Source organism: Maridesulfovibrio frigidus DSM 17176, assembly GCF_000711735.1.
Taxonomy (GTDB): Bacteria; Desulfobacterota; Desulfovibrionia; order Desulfovibrionales; family Desulfovibrionaceae; genus Maridesulfovibrio; species Maridesulfovibrio frigidus.
In genome coordinates this window covers 566,780-584,909 of sequence record NZ_JONL01000002.1, presented here as the reverse complement: position 1 = coordinate 584,909, position 18,130 = coordinate 566,780, and the positions used below count along the sequence as shown (strand labels likewise).

14 protein-coding genes are annotated in these 18,130 nt (G+C 42.4%); 5 read left to right on the top strand and 9 right to left on the bottom strand.

The window, feature by feature from the left end; translation table 11 throughout:
• Positions 1-305 precede the first annotated feature (305 nt).
• On the top strand, positions 306-1,961 hold the full coding sequence (locus BR06_RS0106870) for a methyl-accepting chemotaxis protein (protein WP_031481616.1): 1,656 nt from the start codon (positions 306-308) through the stop codon (positions 1,959-1,961).
• An 83-nt stretch (positions 1,962-2,044) separates the two neighbouring features.
• Here BR06_RS0106870 and BR06_RS0106865 read toward each other — a convergent pair whose 3' ends face one another.
• The 5 genes from BR06_RS0106865 to BR06_RS0106845 form a co-directional block, all read right to left on the bottom strand.
• Positions 2,045-2,560, bottom strand: coding sequence for an RHS repeat-associated core domain-containing protein (locus BR06_RS0106865; protein WP_031481613.1), 516 nt, complete (start codon positions 2,558-2,560; stop codon positions 2,045-2,047).
• Entirely contained in the window at positions 2,560-3,444 is an 885-nt protein-coding gene (locus BR06_RS0106860) for a hypothetical protein (RefSeq protein WP_031481611.1), read from the bottom strand. Before BR06_RS0106860 ends, BR06_RS0106865 begins: the two co-directional genes overlap by 1 nt.
• 163 nt (positions 3,445-3,607) lie before the next feature.
• Positions 3,608-4,285, bottom strand: coding sequence for a DUF47 domain-containing protein (locus BR06_RS0106855; protein WP_031481609.1), 678 nt, complete (start codon positions 4,283-4,285; stop codon positions 3,608-3,610).
• A gap of 22 nt (positions 4,286-4,307) precedes the next feature.
• Complete coding sequence (locus BR06_RS0106850; RefSeq protein WP_031481607.1) at positions 4,308-5,543, bottom strand: inorganic phosphate transporter; 1,236 nt, start codon at positions 5,541-5,543, stop codon at positions 4,308-4,310.
• A 47-nt stretch (positions 5,544-5,590) separates the two neighbouring features.
• The gene (locus BR06_RS0106845; RefSeq protein WP_235727678.1) at positions 5,591-7,366 is read right to left on the bottom strand and encodes an ATP-binding protein; all 1,776 of its coding nucleotides are present in this window, start codon (positions 7,364-7,366) and stop codon (positions 5,591-5,593) included.
• A 362-nt stretch (positions 7,367-7,728) separates the two neighbouring features.
• Between BR06_RS0106845 and BR06_RS0106840 the strand changes: the two genes are divergently transcribed.
• Entirely contained in the window at positions 7,729-7,968 is a 240-nt protein-coding gene (locus BR06_RS0106840; RefSeq protein WP_031481604.1) for a phage regulatory CII family protein, read from the top strand.
• 20 nt (positions 7,969-7,988) lie between these two features.
• Here BR06_RS0106840 and BR06_RS0106835 read toward each other — a convergent pair whose 3' ends face one another.
• The gene (locus BR06_RS0106835; RefSeq protein WP_031481602.1) at positions 7,989-10,709 is read right to left on the bottom strand and encodes a BamA/TamA family outer membrane protein; all 2,721 of its coding nucleotides are present in this window, start codon (positions 10,707-10,709) and stop codon (positions 7,989-7,991) included.
• A gap of 177 nt (positions 10,710-10,886) precedes the next feature.
• Here BR06_RS0106835 and BR06_RS0106830 point away from each other — a divergent pair, with 177 nt between their 5' ends.
• Both BR06_RS0106830 and rlmN read left to right on the top strand, forming a co-directional pair.
• Positions 10,887-12,815, top strand: coding sequence for an ArnT family glycosyltransferase (locus BR06_RS0106830; RefSeq protein ID WP_031481600.1), 1,929 nt, complete (start codon positions 10,887-10,889; stop codon positions 12,813-12,815).
• Positions 12,816-12,839: 24 nt separating this feature from the next.
• Positions 12,840-13,877, top strand: coding sequence for a 23S rRNA (adenine(2503)-C(2))-methyltransferase RlmN (gene rlmN, locus BR06_RS0106825; protein ID WP_031481594.1), 1,038 nt, complete (start codon positions 12,840-12,842; stop codon positions 13,875-13,877).
• A 31-nt stretch (positions 13,878-13,908) separates the two neighbouring features.
• On the opposite strand, the gene BR06_RS0106820 is transcribed toward rlmN, so the two are convergent.
• The 3 genes from BR06_RS0106820 to serB all read right to left on the bottom strand — a co-directional run bounded on the left by BR06_RS0106820 (position 13,909) and on the right by serB (position 16,194).
• The gene (locus BR06_RS0106820) at positions 13,909-14,478 is read right to left on the bottom strand and encodes a flavodoxin family protein (protein WP_031481592.1); all 570 of its coding nucleotides are present in this window, start codon (positions 14,476-14,478) and stop codon (positions 13,909-13,911) included.
• 104 nt (positions 14,479-14,582) lie between these two features.
• Positions 14,583-14,915: an ArsR/SmtB family transcription factor gene (locus BR06_RS0106815; protein ID WP_031481590.1), complete on the bottom strand. Its 333-nt coding sequence runs from the start codon at positions 14,913-14,915 to the stop codon at positions 14,583-14,585.
• A gap of 67 nt (positions 14,916-14,982) precedes the next feature.
• Complete coding sequence (gene serB, locus BR06_RS0106810) at positions 14,983-16,194, bottom strand: phosphoserine phosphatase SerB (protein WP_031481589.1); 1,212 nt, start codon at positions 16,192-16,194, stop codon at positions 14,983-14,985.
• Between the two features lie 162 nt (positions 16,195-16,356).
• Between serB and BR06_RS0106805 the strand changes: the two genes are divergently transcribed.
• On the top strand, positions 16,357-17,748 hold the full coding sequence (locus tag BR06_RS0106805; protein WP_031481588.1) for a sensor histidine kinase: 1,392 nt from the start codon (positions 16,357-16,359) through the stop codon (positions 17,746-17,748).
• Positions 17,749-18,130 lie beyond the last annotated feature (382 nt).

Genomic DNA, 18,130 nt, shown 5'->3' with positions numbered 1-18,130 from the left:
CTTGTGTTTTGCCCTACATTTATAGAGCTTTATACCGTGCTGTACTATGTTTTTCTTACTTCTAAGGGGCAAAAACTGTGTCCGAAACATACAAGGCGCAAAAATATTTGATTGTATCCGTATGATAATCATCATAAAAACCTAGATTTTAATCCTTAAGTTTTATAGTACTATTAAAGTTAGTAAATGATTGTAGCTCAAAACTTAAGTGTATCTTTACTATGTCATCGGCAGGTGATGAAAATGGTTCTGGGGGGCGAATTGGGGGAAAGAAAGGTAAGTAATTTTTACACTTGAGGGGTTTTATGTTCGCGAATCTTTCTGTTAAAATGCGTTTGGTATTAGGTTTCGGAGTAGTTGTTCTTCTTGCATTAGTTCTAGGAGGGGTTTCCATTGTCAGTATGAATAAATTGTCGGAAATGACAGTTAATCTCTACAAGCATCCATATGCAGTCAGCACCGCCATGCTTCGTATCGATACCGACATTGTGAAGATTCACCGCTCTATGAAGGACGTAGCTTTGGCCCAGTCTCCGAAGCAGATCGACAAGGCCATTGATCAAATCGCTGAACTTGAAAAGCGTATCAAGGCAGATTTTAAAATTGTTGACGAAAGATTTCTCGGAGATAAATCTGCCGTGTATGCAGCTCAAAAACTCATCACGGACTGGAAGCCTATACGGGATAATGTCATTGAACACATGAGGGCCGGAGAACGGGCTGAAGCCGCTGCTATTACCAAGGGTAAAGGTGCTGAGCATGTGGGTAAGATCAATAAAAGTATTGCAGGATTCATCGATTTTGCCGGTGGCAAGGCTGAGGGATTTGTCAAAATGGCCGCCGCCGCAGCTAGTAGTGCTTTGCAATGGACCATTATCATCCTACTCGTTACTGTTTTAGCTAGTATATTCATAGGTATCTTGGTTGCTCGAGGGATTTTGAGCTTGCTTGGAGCCGAACCTGCAGTAGTGGCATCTGTTGCCAACGACATCGCAAACGGTGACTTGAACGTGCGATTTACAAATGATGCTAAAGGGTTGTATGCCACAATGCAGATTATGGCAGATAAACTTAAAGTCGTAATCAACGATGTTCGTAGTGCTGCCGACAACGTTAATAATGGAAGCGCAGAAATGTCTTCTTCTTCAGGGCAACTCTCTGAAGGCGCGACAAATCAGGCTTCTGCAATCGAAGAAGTGTCCTCTTCCATGGAAGAAATGGTTGCCAATATTCGCCAGAATGCTGACAATGCGAGGCAGACCGAAGGCATTGCCTCCAAAGCTGCCGGAGATATCGAAGACGGTGGGAAGGCTGTAACCGAAACGGTACAGGCCATGAAAGATATCGCGGACAAGATTTCTATCATTGAAGAGATAGCCCGCCAAACTAATCTTTTAGCACTTAACGCCGCTATTGAGGCTGCCCGCGCTGGCGAACACGGCAAAGGTTTCGCAGTGGTTGCTGCTGAGGTTCGCAAACTCGCTGAACGAAGCGGAACAGCTGCTAGCGAAATAAGTGAACTATCCACTAGTAGCGTAGCCGTTGCTGAAAAGGCCGGACAGACCCTTGAAACCATCGTTCCGGACATTCAGAAGACTGCTTCTCTAGTTCAGGAAATCACTGCTGCCAGCAATGAACAGAACTCAGGCGCAGAGCAAATCAATCTGTCTATTCAACAGTTAGACCATATTATTCAGCAAAATGCCTCTGCATCGGAAGAGATGGCATCCACCGCTGAGGAACTTTCCAGTCAGTCTAATCAGCTTTTGGACACGATCTCCTTCTTCCGCGTTGACGGCTCTAGTGCACGTCAGGTTTCCGCAACAGTGGCAAGACCTCCGTCCAGAGCTCTCCCGCAGCGGGCTACACAGGCGGCACCTCGGTCCCAGCCGCAAGCGTTTGCAAAGAAAGAGTCTATCAATTTAGATATGAGTGCGGACGATGAATTCGAAAGATTTTAAATCGCTTTTATATTAATATTAAATCAAAACCCCGGTGCACGCAGTGCGTCGGGGTTTTGATCTTTTGAATAAAGTAAATTTTACTAGTTAATCATAGTATCGGCTAATTCGTCCTTCGAATCTTCACTCTCACCCGCCAAGCCAGTCCGATCATGAAAATTAATGGGGTCATCCAAACAGTAGCCGTAAACATCCACATCCCCGCCAGCTAAATCAATAGGATCGGGAGTTATGAATCTGCCGATGGTGGGGTCGTAATCACGATATCCGAAGTGAACTAGCCCCGTATCTTTATCAAGCAAACCCGCAGCGAACCCTATTTTCGTATCAAACTCTTCATTACTATCGAAAGCTTTATTACCAAACGAATCGTGAATAATTTCTTTTATCTCATTACCCCTTTCATCCGCAACCATGAATATTATATCGACCTGATCCGTAGCTAGATTGTATGTTTTATCTTGATAAGTCATGGTCACAGGATCACCTTCTTCATTATAGGTGAACGCTTTGTGGTTTGTCGGACATGAAGAATTCTGTATGAAAAAGCCCCTGCACGCGACTCGTACAGGGGCTTTTTGTTTGAAGGATTTTCTCATTAAAGTTTTAGGCTCCAACTATCCCTATCACGGGAAAGTAGTTTGCTAATAAATGGTGTGTTTAATCCAAGCACTGCACAAGTAAGCTTCATGTTAAATACAGGAAATTCGAAGTGGAAGTTTTCTTTAGGATGCCCATATCCAATCGGTTGCCCTGCGAATTTGGCTTCATGGCTTAGTTCATTTCTGAGTATACCTAACTTGCTAGGTTTTGCAGAAGTTTTTGCCCAACTTGGAAGTTTAACGTGATACTTTTCTGTTAATAAAAAAGGGCGTTTACTGTGAGGAATGTGTTTCTTCCCCGCGTCCAGTTTTGATAAGCGAAAAATGCCATCTAGTACTTTATACTGCGCTTCAAAATGATCCCAACGGCTTTGGTAAGACTGTCCTGCTAAAAACCAGTGTAGAATGGCAAATGCTTGTTTTTGGTCTGTGTGTGAGGAGTTGCAGTAGAAATTATTTAAGCTTTTCATGCCAATTTTAAGATCGTTATCAAACAATAGAAGACTATGTAATGAACCAACTTTATAGGGAGTTTTTGTTAGATAGTTATGTTTTTCAGGAAGTAAGTATAATCCGTGAAGGAATCCATAACCTAAAATTAAGAATTTGAAGTGGTTATCGTCTTCGATAGGTTCTTCAGATGTTATCTTGTGTGTGGCTGGTAATGTATATGGTTTTGAACTTTTAGGAGCCTCTTGTTTAAAGAGCTGTAGTTCTTCATGGTTCTTATTTAATTGTTTTTGAGGGTTGTATATCCAACCATTACTCACGCGACATGTTGCATAAAAATTTTCAATAGTTTGATCAAAATTTTCGAGTGGGTTGATAGAAAATTGGCAAAAGGAAACAGGGTTCTTTTCTATAAGAAATCCAAAGTTCATCAATCTCTCCTTTTATATAGTTATTGATATAATATATTGGAAGGCGTGAGATTAAACAAGCTGTTTTGCCAGTTTGGAAAAAAGACTCGTTTATTGGATTAATGAAAAAGCCCCTGAAAACAATGTTTTCAGGGGCTTTTTGCGTGATATGTAACTGAGTCGCTTATCTGGCCAGCATCGCGCGGAGGATATCTGCACATCCTTCTGCTTGGTGAGCCATTTCGCTCAAACAATCTACGAAATGCGTAAGCTGGTAGATGTCTTTAAATTCCATGTCGGAATTGTAGATCTTGTGAGTGAGTTCTTTTCTGAGTTCTACAGCTCTTGCGTAATGCTTGCGAACTTTTCTGATAGCCTGTTTGGTCTTTTCGCGATCAATTGAAGAGCCATTGTTAAGTTCAATGGTTGCTTTTAGCGCGGGGCCGAGGCGGGTTGTTGTGTCATTAACTTCAGAAAGGAGCAGAATCAGGTCTTTCTGGTATTCTGTAGCAATGCTTACTTTGCGCATGGCAAGCCAGTGCAGGGCTTCCTGAGCGTTGTCGAGGATGTTATCCTGACTGCGTGTGTAGTTAAAGAACAGAGTCTTATCTACAGACATGAACATGCTGTGCGGCAAGTGGTTACGGATAGATCTTTTGATCTTGTCCGCCTGACTTTCAACCGTATCGATCTGCTCGATGAGGTCGCCGAATTCTTTACATGTAGCATCGCCTGTTACGTAGCATTCTACGGAATCGTTGATGATTTGAATGCACTCAGCAATTTTATCGTAGTGCTTGGTAAGTCCGTCCATTGGATCTTTTGAAGCTATAATTCCGAGAAAAGGTAAACGAAAACGCATATTGACCTCCTTAAATTTAAGACTAGAGACAAATCCACTTGAGGATTGTAAATATTATTATTGATGTGAATGCAGCTATAGGTACAGTTAATACCCAATAAACGACAATTTTACCAAGTATTTTAAAGTTGACTGCTGAGAATCCTCTTGCGAGACCAACTCCTACGACTGAACCAACTGCCGCGTGAGTTGATGAAACGGGAAGTCCCATGTTGGAAGCGACAAGAACTGTTGTTGCAGCTCCGAAGTCAACCGCGAATCCTCTGGTATTGGTCAGTACGGTGATTTTGGTTCCGACTGTGCCCATTACTTTATGACCGAGAAGGGCGATACCAATAGCAATACCAACTCCGCCCATGACCAGCAAACCGAGAGGTACATCTGCATTTGTGCGGAGTACGTGCTCTTTAGATATAAGGTAGATTGCAGCAACCGGTCCGATTGCGTTGGCTACATCATTAGCACCCTGAGAAAGGGCTACATAGCAGGATGTTCCGATTTGCAGTTTTCTGAAAGTCTCTTCGACAGCTTCAGCTCCCTGCTCAGGATCTCCCACCAGCTTGTTTACAGCCAGTCTACCTATAAACCAAACTAATCCGGCAATACCACAGCCGAGCGCTAACGCTCCCAAAAAGGGAAGGTGTAGACTTTTGCCTACTGGCGTTTTGTAAAGAAATGAGAGAGAAATAAGAAGGACAGTTAAGCCCATCCATATCGGAGCCCATTTCTTGGCTTGGTGAATAAAGTCCTTTTGGAAAAGGATTGTTTTACGGATATGGGTAAATATCAAATAAGCGATGGTTGCTGCAAAAAATGGAGAAATAATCCAGGACATAACGATCCCGACCATTTTGATCCAATTTACAACATCCGGTCCGCCTGCAACAAGTCCGAATCCGAGAATCGCACCTACAATAGAGTGAGTAGATGAAACGGGTAAGGCCGTCAGTGTTGAGATCAAAACCCATAACCCCGCAGCCAGTAGCGCAGAGAACATCCCTATCATTACAATTTTAGGGTCGCCAATTACACTGGCATTAATGATTCCCTTACTTACCGTTGCAGTTACTTGTGAGCCAAGAAAAACTGCTCCCGCAAAGTTAAGCGTACCTGCGATGAAAACAGCCTGTTTGATACTGATAGCTTTTGCACCTACAGCAGACGCCATGGAGTTTGCCACGTCGTTTGCACCTAGGTTAAAGGCCATCATAAACCCTGCGAACAGGGACAGGTAGAAAAATACGTCATAAATATCCATTAAAGATAATCCCCTTATTGAAAACTTATTAAGTCTTATCGGCGTAATCAGCCCATTGCTGTCGGAAGCTTCACACAAAATGCGGAGCCTGTTCCAGAAGCTATATCCGTCGGGCTTTCAACCCAAATGTCACCATTAAAGTTTCGAACAAGACTACGACAAATAGCAAGTCCTAGTCCAGAGCTGCCGTTTTCGACAGCATTTTCATCAAGTTTAAAGAACCTTTCGAAAATCCTTTCCGCATCGGCAGGAGTTATCCCCGGCCCTTCGTCAATAACTTTAGTCGTTACCGAACTTCCGTCCAATTCTGTTTCAATTCTAATCGCACTTTTTTCCGGAGCATACTTTATTGCATTTTCCAGAATATTTTCAAAAATTTGGATCAAACCTTCATCTGTACCTACAACCAGGTCTTCAACGATATGTCCGGTGGTTATTGTAATTTCTTTCGCGTCAGCCTGTTTGGTAAGGTTATCAATGCTATGACTTATGGTTAGTTTTAGATTTGTTGGCTCGGACCGAAGTTTTTTACCTGAGTATTCACTGCGGGCCAAGGCAAACATGCCTGTTATTACTTTTGACATATGGTTTGCATTATCGAGAATTATGTTCAGGAATTTAGAGAGAGTCTTATTGTCGTTTGGAGGGTTGTCTATGATGGTTTCAGTATACCCTTTTATGCTTGTCAGTGGAGTACGGAGCTGATGTGAAGCATTTGAGACAAAGTCTCTGAGCACCATCTCAATTCGGCGAACTTCACTGATGTCATGAAAAACGAGAATAAGTTTTCTATTATTTTCTGAATCGTTGAATGAACATATTGTTACATTCATTGAACGTCCATCCGAAAAATCAAGAATGATTGAATCTGACTTAGATTCACTGCGATTATTGATGATAGCATCAACAGAATCCTGAATTTCATGCCTAGTCAGCACTTCAAGAGGCATTCTGCCTTTGCTGTTAGCTGTTTCAGGAATAATCTCGATCATTGAATTGTTAACGGATTCAATTTTACCATCAGGATCAAGAACCATTATGCCTTCTTTCATGTTTTCAAACATGGCATCGAGCTTGTTCTTTTGATCTTCAATTGTCCTGATATGGCCCTGAATTTTACGGGCCATGGTATTGATAGAGTTTGCCAGCAGTTTATATTCACCGCCAGGGAGAACTCTGATTCTTTTGCTGTAGTCACCTTCGCCGATTGCTGTAGCTGTTGCAGATATTTCAGTGACAGCGGCGGAAGTTCTTTTACCTATATATATGAGTAGCAGTGCTGATCCTGCTGCTATGAGTAACAAAACAAGGGCGAAATTGACTTTAACCCTAGCTAAGCGTTCGCCTATAACGGAGTATGGCATGGCGAGACGCAGGAATTCACCGTCTTTTCCCATGGCTTTAGCCACGTATAACATGCGGGTGTCGAGAGTTGTGCTGTATCTGACGTTTTCGCCAGAGCCGCTTGCTTCTGCTGCGATGACTTCCGGCCGGTTAGAATGGTCGTCGAGTTTAGAAAGTCTGCTTTCTTGAACTTCAGAATCCGCTAAAACTTTGCCGCTCTTAATATAAGTGATTCTTATGCCAAGATCATGGCCTAGTTCTGTAACTGTTTTTTGAAAGGAGGAAGTGCCCGGCACTGTGTTACTTTTATTTACTTGTCCCCGGACAAAGTTAAGTAAGTGCGAGGTACTCTGACCACTTGAACTGGTGAGTTCTTCCGCAACTGTGCCATAGTAAAACCAAAAGGTCAGCAGCAGAGCGCAGAGCATAATTGCCCAGCCCCAGAGAAGAATTTTCATATGTAAAGATTTCTTGGGCAATTGTCCCTCCAAACCTGCGTGCTACTTTAGGATATACATTACTTACTTGCTTTTGTTACAGCGCAGTAACAAGCACGTAAAAATGGTTAGGTCAAGTTGCTTACAAATAGATACAAAGGCTCTCATCCCTTTAAAACAGGGCCAATTCAGGCGATCATGCCTCAAAAATCCTTTTGTTACAATACTGTTACAATTGTAGTGTTATTGTTTACTTGATGTTTGTGTTCGGCAGAGCTCTGGAATGTTTGGATAAAAGTAAATATGCCTTGATGTCACGTTCAAGGTTGAGAGTTTACTTCTTTTAATCTATGAATCAGGCGTTGGGTGATTTGAATTACAATTGAGAAAGAGGTTTTATTGAAATGTCTGAAAAGATTGAAAGAGCAATACAAGATCTTGTTGTTAACGGTCCGGTTCCTGTAGAGGTTCTGGCAGAGAAAGTGGGCAAAAGTGCTAAGACTTTGCTACGCGAAGTTAACCCAGACGACCCGAAAGCAAAACTCGGAGCTGAAACGCTAATGGAAATTATGCGAATCACGGGAGGGGTTGAGCCTCTTAAGCTGATGGCCGAAGAGTTGGATTTTACACTGGAATTTGAGTAATCGCCTTTAAGCATATAGTGTTAGTTAATTAACGTCTTAGCTGGAAGTAGCCATGGGTTACTTTCGTATGAGAAGTTTAATTGCAGCCCTTCGATATTGTTGTAGTCCGCGTCTGTGTGGGGAACTTCTTCGAGAAGTACATGCAGCAATCCTGAATTTATTAGTTCTCCCTCCGTTGAGTTGGATGAGTCACTTATTCCAATAATACTTTGAGCCGCCATTTTCAATTCTTCTGAAGTAGTTTTTTCAATGTAATTTGATAGTTCCAGCTCTAATTCTTTTTGAGGAAAGGATGAGACTGTATTTCCTAAAACAACGGCTTGCGGGAAATGCGGTGAATTATCGAGAGCTTCATCGTAAAGATCATCCGCTTCACTCTTTTTGCCTAAAGCTAAGTATACACAAGCCTGATTATTTAGAATCCTTCCTTTTTTCTGCCCATTACTGAGATCTATCGCTAGATCATAAAGAGATTTTGCCTTCAAAAGATTGTCTTTTGATTTTCTATAAAGACCGACAATGGCCAAGGCATCTGCTTGGAGTGCTACAACCTTGCTTCTGTTTTCAGCGTCGGTTGCTATGGCAATAACGGCAGATTCTGTCGCATTTGCCAGCTCTTGTGTGGGCATTGCATGCATTTCTTTAATAAGGAGATTCAGCTGCAAAAGCCTTGGTTCGAGCCCCATCTTATTATTGAGTGGCATAGCTAAAAGTTTTCTAGCGGAATCTCTGTCTTTTGAAAATGTTGAAAAGAAATAGTTCGCTGAACGGATTACCTGTGAATCTGGATTTTCGTCTAATAGAGATGCGGTCTGAGTGAACATGATCTCGCATGCATCTGCGCTTTTCATTGCAGTATATGAAAGCCAATCATCCAGAACTTCTATGCCTGCACTAATAAGTAATGCCTGTGATTTGTTGAACTGCTTGTAGCTATCTGCATACGCGAAAGCTTTCGGTAGCAAAAATCTGGTGGCGGAAGCTTCTTCTGAGTCCCTGCCTTCTATGTTTATAGTAGGCAGAGCTTCTCCTGTGATTCTCTTTAATGTGTATGCAAGAGCAAGCTCATAGAAAAAGCGGTCACGGTGCGGAAGCTTAGATCCTCTTTCTATGTAAGGGCGCGCAGAATATAGGTTGCCGGTTCGTTGAAAAGCTAATCGTCCAAAACCTGTGAATGGACGTGCGTCATCAGGGTATTCCTCGTGAAGCCTGTGAAATAGAGGCTCAGCCAAATCTGGTCTATCCAGAAGAATCAGTGCATCACCTTTTTTCAATTGCTGTTCAAATCCGTCTTTATCAGTGATAGCTGTAGCTATTTCGCACAGGTCGGCCCAGTGGCTCATCCTTTTAATTCTCTTTTGCACATTCTGATTAAGGGTAGGCTCTGCAAGCAGCGGCCTGAGAAGGGCGGAAGCTGAATCCCCTGATTTGTGATCGAGGTTGCTGTATTGTGCTTGCGCAGTGAGTAGTAGCATTTCAGGAGAAACGGGCAGCGATGAAACAGATGTTGCAGCCTTTAGTAAGGGGGCTGAACGCTTAATATCTTCTGCTTTAAGGGCTTGCTCGCCTAAAGAAAACAGAATCCACGGTATTATGGGAGAGTGGGGCGTTTCTGCATATAGTCTGGAAGTCAGAATTGTTTGTGTTTCCGCCGCTGCTTTGTATGCGTGATTAAAAAATTCAATTTGGGCAAGAGTCTTTTCCATGGATTCCGCGCCTGAAGCCTGATTCATTTCATTTTGCAAATGATAGGTTAGATTTCTCATTGTTTTTGAATCGAGAACCGAGCAAAGCTTTAAGAGAATGATACACATGCTACGACATGAATCATCATAGGAATAAAGGTTGTCTTTAATAGCTGAAGCTACAGCAATTAAATTTTCGAGATCCTCGGGTTCATATTGAGAATCATTTATTTCTAATTTGGCGAGGGCTTTTTCTGCTTCGTGAGCAAGTTGGTCCATATTAACTGTAGTCGCGTTGCCTGTACTGTTACTCGTACTGTTGCCTAAGAACGGCCTAGACAGATTCGGGCTAATAGGGAATTGGGGTAGATAATGAACTGGAGGCCCGAGAATATTATCCAGCATAGCTTTACCGGGGCCAGGGATGCTATTAGCTATTACCATCACCCTTTCTTTAACGATTATTTTGAGTGCCCGTCCTTCCGTTCCGGGAGTTAGGTACAGTTGTACTTCTTCGAACAATCCGCAATTCTCGAGAATGATTCTTCCTGCAATAATTTTTTGGGGAGATGCTGTTTCACCTGGTTTTACTTGAGCTAGCGCCATTACTGCATTGGGCGTTAATCTGGAATCTCCAATAACTTCAATGGAAGTAATATCCTGATTAGCGAGAAGTTTCTCTATTGATTTTGATAGTTTAGATGCAGCTGGAGATGCGTTGGACCCACCTATTTGCTTGCCATTAAAAAAAACGTCAGGCTCAAGCGAATAATTGTCTGTCAGTAAGGCTGAATAAGATGTTCCTTTTTTCTTTTTTTCTACTAATCCCGAGAGGCTGTAGCGAGCATCCTGATTTGCTGCAGAGCTGTTACAGCATAAGAAACCTGCTTTAGTTAGAGCTATGCTGAGAAATTCTTTAAATTCAGATGCCGGTTGGCCTGAATTGTCATTAAAATCTCCAATAAAAATGTGTGGCGAGGCTGTCGCTGCAACGGCATTAAAGGCAATTAATATAGTGATAAAATAGAATAATCGTAATATATACTGGAAACGCATGTCGGCCTCTTTTTATGTAAGGTAGTGTTCGTAATCTTAAGTAACCTATCATGCTGAATTAATCCAGTGCTGTGCCTTTCGACTTGCTATTAAAACTTTGATAGAGCTTATATCAATTAGGGAGTGCTTTTGCTTTCGAGCGGTACTTTATCAAAAAATCAATTCAGGAAGATATAAATGAATTATGAAATGAAGCCGGAATCTGATGCTTTCAGTCAGAATAATTGGAAGATTCTTTTAGGCTTATTACTCTGTTTTTCTTTCGCGGTCTCGTTTTACGGCATATGTCTCAATTATTTTTATGACATTGATGAACCTAAATATGCGCGCGCCGTTTATGAAATGATAGCCAATGGAAATATACTTTCACCCATGTTTGATGGCATGCCTAGAATGGAGAAGCCGCCCCTCACTTACTGGGTGATGTATCCGTTTGCATGGCTTGCTTCACTTGGTGGTTTTGGTGCGAATACTCTCTTCATTTTGCGGATACCTACTGTGATCTGTTCTGTGCTAATCGTGCTTGGTACAGCTCTTACAGGTAGAAGGCTATTTGGAGCTACTACGGGGCTGCTTGCAGCGGTAATGCTTCAAAGCTCAGTGCTTTTTAAGTTCATGTCTGTGATGATGAAGGTCGATGTTGTCTTTGCCTGCTGTGTTACATGGGCGACCTATTGTTACCTGCTCAGATATCTTGGCGATAAGCGTAAAGTTGTTTCCATAGGGGGCGCAGTTGTCACTGCGCTAGGAGTTCTCGCAAAAGGGCCTTTCGCCTTTTTGCCACTCGCAGGATATGTTCTTGCTGTTGGTATCAGGGATAATGTTCGTAAGCGGCACGATGCTGGTCAGCCTGCTTCTTTTCTTTCGTCTATGAATGTCGGCGGCCTCATCAAATCCAAGTGGAATGATCGCAATATTCTTATGCTCTGGTTTTTAGCAGGGTGTGTACCTTTCGGGCTATGGTTATATGGTGCTTGGCTCGGAAGTGGATTTGATTATTCACAAGGGTTAGTCGGTCAGTTTTTCCACAACACTTCAACCACAAGCTCTAAATTGCTTGATAAGCTGGGACATCTTGACCCTTACCTTGATACGCTGACGGTTATTTTCTTCCCGTGGGGTGGTTATGTGTTCGGGGCAGCGTACGGACTTTGGAAGAGTATTAAGGAGAAGTACGACGAAAGATATGTGTTTATGATCAGTGTCTTTCTCGTTTATCTTTTAGTTTTCACTCTGCTGTTCAAGCTAAAGTCTAATCGGTACATGTTGCCGATTCTGCCTATTTTATCAATTTTAGTTTGTGACTGGCTTGTGAATGCCAAGCGCGACAAGACATATAAGACGTTTTTTGAAATGGGTTTCATCTGGCTTTGCTCGATGGGAGCCATGCTCGCTTACAGATCGTTTAAAGCTATGAAGGTTTCCGTCAATCTTGCGGATGGGGTTCCTGTTGCGCAGTATATGGATACCATGATTCCCTTTTTCCTGGTGCTTGGTTGTTTCTTTGCGGTGTTACTTGTGGTCAGCATAAAGCAGACAGAACGCCCAGCTTTCCATATATTAGGGGGAGCTATAGCCATTGTAGCGGTTCTACCGTTTTATTACGGGACGCTCCCTTCATACGTATCGCTTGAGGATAACAAGCCTATGCCCGTCATGGGGCAGGCTCTTACTGACGGGCTTGCAGAAATTGCTGATGGGAACACTTTGATATTACACAGACCTTTCTTTATTAAGACTTTCCCTGACGTTGTTTACTATCTGAAAAAGCTTGATAAGGGTCAAGGTTGTATGTACTCGCTTGGCTCAAGTGCTCACCCCGTAGAGCTTTTGCAGGCTCTTGCGACTCCGAAGAATGCTGCTGCTCTTTTTGAAAAAGAGCACTCTGATGCAGAAAATTATCCGGCATATAAATATTTTAAAGAGACTGAATTTACGGGCGGAGTGCTGTTACTCAGTTCGCATGATTATATTACTTTTAGGCGGGAATTTGAATCCCTCCCCCCAATGATCAAAAAGATGATTGTGATTGACGAAATGACCATGCTTTCTGTTAAGTGGACGCCGGAAAAGGTTTATGTCGTTCGCTTTATTCAAAAACAATAAAATTATAGAATACGATAATACAATATGATTGATTTACTAGATCTCGATTATGATGAGCTTGAAGCGTTTATTTCTAAGGAACTGAAAGGCCCTAAATTCAGGGTTAAGCAGATTTGGCAGTGGCTCTGGCAGAAAGGTGTCAGCGACATCGACGGCATGAGCAATATTGCTAAAGGGCTCCGTGAAAGTCTTAAGAGTAAAGCCTTTTTGAAACATCCTGATGTCGATGTAGTTCAGACCAGTAAGGACGGAACTATAAAACTTTTGCTGCGCCTTGCTGATGGTGCGCTTGTTGAGACAGTTCTTATACCTATGGAAGGGCGTTACACTCAGTGTCTTTCCACTCAGGTCGGTTGCGCCATGGCTTGTACCTTTTGTAGTACAGGACTTATGGGGTTTGAACGCAATATGACCATGTCGGAAATTCTTGGTCAGGTGCTTGTAGGCAGGGCTTACTTGCAGGAAAAGGGCCTTAACCCGCTAAAGAATCTCGTGTTTATGGGTATGGGCGAACCTTTGCTGAACCTTGATGTTCTTATAAAATCTTTACAGACTTTGAATAATACTGACGGGCTGAGTTTTGTACCACGCCGGATTACCGTTTCATCGGTAGGGTTTGTTAAACAGCTTGAGGTTCTTGGCGCGTCTGAGTTGACGCTTCCGGCTATTTCTCTTCATGCTCCGAATCAAGAGCTGCGCGAAAAGATTATGCCTAAAGCCGCACAAACGGACCTGCAGGATTTACTCTCCGCAATGGACCGCTATCCTCTGAAGCCTCGCGAGCGCGTGACGTATGAATACCTGCTCCTTGGCGGAGTGAACGATTCTATTGATCACGCCAAGCAGCTCGTACGTTTACTCGGGCATAGGAAATGTAAGGTTAACCTTATAGCGTATAATCCCGGTGAAGATCTTTTGTATGAAGCTCCGGACCCCGCGCAGGTGTTGGCCTTCGAAAAATATTTGTGGGATAAGGATATAACCGCAACTATCCGCAGATCCATGGGACAGGATATTAAAGCCGCATGTGGTCAGCTTAAAGCGACTCGTAAGGATAGTTAGGGCATTAATTTTCGGGAAGTAGAGTTGGTTTTTATTTAATAAATTTTTCAGCTACTTTTTCAATTTGAGAGAAATTTGCCGCAATGACATCTGCATCATTGTGACCTTCTAAGCCGCAAGCGCGGATGGTTTCGTTCTCTTTAAATCCGTAAAAATTTAAAAAGTAATTATATTCTTCGGCTACTTTGGAATGCGAGCTTTCAGGTGCCGCTTGGGTAAGGATTAGTAACGACTTTTTACCGGCCGGCAAGCGGCTTGGGTCAGTCCGGTTGAAGAAATCCGGATTTAGAAATGAGTATGTGCGGTCCCAAAATGTTTTCATCTGCGCCGTTATGGAATGGTAATATATGGGGGACGATACAACCAGAACATCCGCTTCATGTATATCTTTCAGAACTTGGGTTAGGTCATCTTTCAGCACGCATTCATCTTGCTTCGTTTTGCAGACCATGCATCCCTGGCAGCCTCGAAAGTCCATAGTGTTAAGGTTGTATGTTTTTACCGTGGCCCCTTTTGCTATAGCTGTTTCGTTGAACTGTTTTGCCAGTGTAGAGCTGCTTCCTTTTTTTCTGGGACTCCCCAGTATGGTAACTACGTTCATAATGTATCCTTTGTTTAGACTTTGAAAAGTTTCGAATTCACTAAGCGTATACTCGCATAAATTTGAAACTGTTTATACAAGAAACGCCTATTGAGCTTTGCGGACTATCCGCCGAGTAAAGACCTGATTTCTTTTACACTTTCTGCGTCTACCCAGAATAGAACTTTCTTTCCTTGCCGTTCCATGTGGACAAGGCCGCAATTGCGCAGTTCTTTGAAATGATGGGATACCGTGGAAGGTGCCAACTCTAGTTTTTTAGCAAAATCTCGCTGGCAATTTTCGAATTGTTCAGCATCAGATTCGTGAACACATCCAGTGCCCATACAACTGGCAAGCGTAAGAAACATGCGCAGTCTGTGCGGATTGGACAGAGCTTTGAATTTTTGAGCCATCGTGGACACAAGTTCAGTTGAAAATTCGATATTTGAGTTCGACATGTTTCGAAGTTAGGTTTTGTTGCGGTTGCTGTCAAGTGGGCTTGAGCCTTAAGTCTTAAATTTTGAGCTAGTCAGTCTCGCGGTCGCGAAGGCCTACCAAGTAGAGGATAGAATCCAATCCGAAATGTGATATAGACTGGCGGGCATCCTGCTTTACTTTTGGTTTAGCATGGAAAGCGATGCCTAGGCCTGCGATGGAGAGCATGGGCAAATCGTTTGCTCCATCACCAACTGCAATTACTTGCTGGAGACTGATTTTTTCTTTTGCCGCTATTTCGCGCAGAAGCTCAGCTTTTTTCGCACCGTCAACGATATCACCAATGACATTCCCTGTAAGTTTGCCATCAATAATTTCAAGTTCGTTCGCGTAGACGTAGTCAACTCCGAGTAGTTTCTGGAGTTCTTTCCCGAAGTAGGTAAATCCGCCTGAAAGAATAGCGGTTTTGTATCCGAACTTTTTGAGGTTGGAGATGAGGCGTTCTGCTCCTTCAGTGATAGGCAGATTTTTAGCAATATCTTTCATCACTGACTCATCTAGTCCTTTCAGGGTTGCGAGTCTCTGGCGCAGACTTTCCTGAAAATCAATCTCTCCGCGCATGGCTTCTTCAGTAATTTTACTTACAATTTCGCCTGAACCAGCTGCTTTTGCTAATTCATCGATAACTTCGGCCTGAATAAGGGTCGAGTCCATGTCAAACGCGACAAGTCTTCTGTTTCTGCGGAAAGCGTTGTCTTCCTGCAAAGCAACGTCAACCTGTTCTTCGGTTGCCATGCTTAGAAATTTTGAGCGTACTAAATCTAGATCACGAGGTGTGCCGCGTGCTGAAAATTCGACACATGCGTGTCTTGGCGCCGGCTCGCCGTTCATAGGGATTCTGCCTGACAGACGATGTATAATGTCTATGTTTAGGCCGTTCTCTGCTATTATGTCAGATACTTTTGATATCAGGCGGCCTGTTATCTTATTGCCGACAAGTGTAATGATATGTCTGGGCTTACCTTGTGCGTCTACCCATTCTTCATATTTATCGCCTTGGATGGGCTTAAATTTTACATTAACACCCAGTTCATAACCTTTGAACATAAGGTCTTTGAGCACGGGGGCAGATTCCGCTTCGGGGGGGAGTCTTATGAGTACCCCGAGTACAAGCTGGTTGTGGATTACGGACTGGCCGATATCGAGGATATCAATATTATATCCAGCCAGAACTTCCGTCAGAGACGAGGTCAGGCCGGGTTTATCTTCACCGGAGATTTGAATCAGTATAATTTCTGGCATTTTGTTTCCATGTTGAGCAGGATGGCGAACTTTCGCATAAAAACTTTCTGTCGTAAATACGCAGATAGTATCTCATAAAAAAAATAACAGTTTGGCTTGCTCCTTTTTCCTGAGGGACGTATAGTCAAATGAGTTATATTATTAGATATGCAGGACTCTATTATGAATGATATCAAAAAAAGTGCGGAAGTTTATTCGCTTAAAACCCACGATGTAAAGGGTGATGGCGTCCATCAGATCTCTGAAGTTGGTTCGGCAGAGCTGTTGGTAATACAGCGAAGAATTCATGAAAAGATGGATGACTTTAAGGATTATGATTTTTCGCCTACAGAAAAGCGTGCATTAATGATTTTTTTTGATTTAGCGCAAGAGTTTGACAGTCTTGAAGAATTTTTTGCTGTTTGTACTGCCGTCCCTAAAGTCCTTTTTGGTGTTGATAGTCGATTATATCTGGCCATTGCCGAGAATGAGTTTGTTTCAGTCGGCGGGACTGAAAAGGAGTCTCCTGTGTGTAGCGCTGTGCCGCTTGAGAAAGAGTTTCGCGCAGAGCATCTTTTCATCCCTATACGCGGTAACCATGAACTTATCGGGCAACTTTCTTTCAAGCCCCCTGGAGATGTCATAGGCTGTTTTGAAATATATAAATTAAAAGAATTGTCTGCGCACCAATCGCTATTCTTTGAGAAGTTTGTAAATCGTCTAGGTTTTCAGCTACATAGTAAACTTTTGCGCCGTAAGGGGCAGGAGCACCTCGAATTCGTACGGAGTCTGGTGAAAGATGTCGGACATAACGTAATAGTCCCAAATATGTATTTTAAACTCTTTTACAATAGACTTCGGGACAGAATAGAAAGCATTCACAAGCTCGGCAGTGAAATAGATCAAAAATCCGCAAGCGAGGTAAAGTCTGAACTTGATACATTATATTCCGGTTTGGTTTCGCAGTTCAATGAAATTCATAGCCACTATGAGCAGACAAGCTTATTTTTAGAGACGTTGCTCAGACGTCGTCACTTTGAAGAAGGGAGGTATATTGTTGAAAAGAGGCCATGCAATCTTCTTAAGAAAATTATTGAACCTCAGCTGGAACGATATCGTTCTAGATTTGAGGAGCGCGGAATCCGTGTAGATACCAGTATGGGAGGGGTTCCGGATCAGGAAGTAAGAGTCGTCGCTGATGTTGGTCTTATTTCACAAGTTTATGCTAACCTTTTTTCAAATGCAGTTAAATATACACGGGAAATATTTTCAGAGGATGGAAGGCATGATAAGTTTTTAGCGTATGGCTGGGAGCACATCGAAAAATATTTTGAAAATGGTTGGGACGGCCTAAAATTGAATGTATTTACTTCCGGGCCCCCTTTGTTAGAAGAAGATAGAACTCAGCTTTTTCATCCTGGATTCCGAAGCAAGGACACAGGTGGTGAATATGGGTCCGGGCACGGTTTGTTCTTTGTGAGACAGGTTGTGGAACTTCATGGGGGCAAGGCAGGATACGAGGCTGATAGTCGTGGAAATAATTTCTTTTTTATCCTGCCTTTTAGAGATGAATAATGTTCGATTTTATGGAACAATATTACCTTTTGGTGTTATCAATTTTATTCGTGCTTTTCTATAGAAAAGCAAAAGATTTTAGCGTATGTCCTGAAGGAAGTTGCATTAAACGCTTTGAAGAGTTGTAGCATTTATTTAAATAAGTTTTATTTCATTACCTGAAAACGAACAGGTTTTTTTTACACAAGAACATGAAAATTTATATATTGAAATGTATATTGATGCAGTTTCAATAAGTTTTGCATGTTGATGAATAAATATTTCTATACTTTTCCCTTGTTGATATAGTGAATGTATAAGGTTCCTCTCTATTTATACAGCAAGTATTCGCTGTTAGGTCTTAAAACTAAAATAATTCGCATGAGTTGCATTTAGGATAGTT

Excerpts from the sequence above, each read along its gene's own strand:
- BR06_RS0106870 (WP_031481616.1), top strand. The coding sequence starts at position 306 with ATGTTCGCGAATCTTTCTGTTAAAATGCGTTTGGTATTAGGTTTCGGA.
- BR06_RS0106865 (WP_031481613.1), bottom strand. The coding sequence starts at position 2,560 with ATGAGAAAATCCTTCAAACAAAAAGCCCCTGTACGAGTCGCGTGCAGG.
- BR06_RS0106860 (WP_031481611.1), bottom strand. The coding sequence starts at position 3,444 with ATGAACTTTGGATTTCTTATAGAAAAGAACCCTGTTTCCTTTTGCCAA.
- BR06_RS0106855 (WP_031481609.1), bottom strand. The coding sequence starts at position 4,285 with ATGCGTTTTCGTTTACCTTTTCTCGGAATTATAGCTTCAAAAGATCCA.
- BR06_RS0106850 (WP_031481607.1), bottom strand. The coding sequence starts at position 5,543 with ATGGATATTTATGACGTATTTTTCTACCTGTCCCTGTTCGCAGGGTTT.
- BR06_RS0106840 (WP_031481604.1), top strand. The coding sequence starts at position 7,729 with ATGTCTGAAAAGATTGAAAGAGCAATACAAGATCTTGTTGTTAACGGT.
- BR06_RS0106835 (WP_031481602.1), bottom strand. The coding sequence starts at position 10,709 with ATGCGTTTCCAGTATATATTACGATTATTCTATTTTATCACTATATTA.
- BR06_RS0106830 (WP_031481600.1), top strand. The coding sequence starts at position 10,887 with ATGAATTATGAAATGAAGCCGGAATCTGATGCTTTCAGTCAGAATAAT.
- rlmN (WP_031481594.1), top strand. The coding sequence starts at position 12,840 with ATGATTGATTTACTAGATCTCGATTATGATGAGCTTGAAGCGTTTATT.
- BR06_RS0106820 (WP_031481592.1), bottom strand. The coding sequence starts at position 14,478 with ATGAACGTAGTTACCATACTGGGGAGTCCCAGAAAAAAAGGAAGCAGC.
- BR06_RS0106815 (WP_031481590.1), bottom strand. The coding sequence starts at position 14,915 with ATGTCGAACTCAAATATCGAATTTTCAACTGAACTTGTGTCCACGATG.
- serB (WP_031481589.1), bottom strand. The coding sequence starts at position 16,194 with ATGCCAGAAATTATACTGATTCAAATCTCCGGTGAAGATAAACCCGGC.
- BR06_RS0106805 (WP_031481588.1), top strand. The coding sequence starts at position 16,357 with ATGAATGATATCAAAAAAAGTGCGGAAGTTTATTCGCTTAAAACCCAC.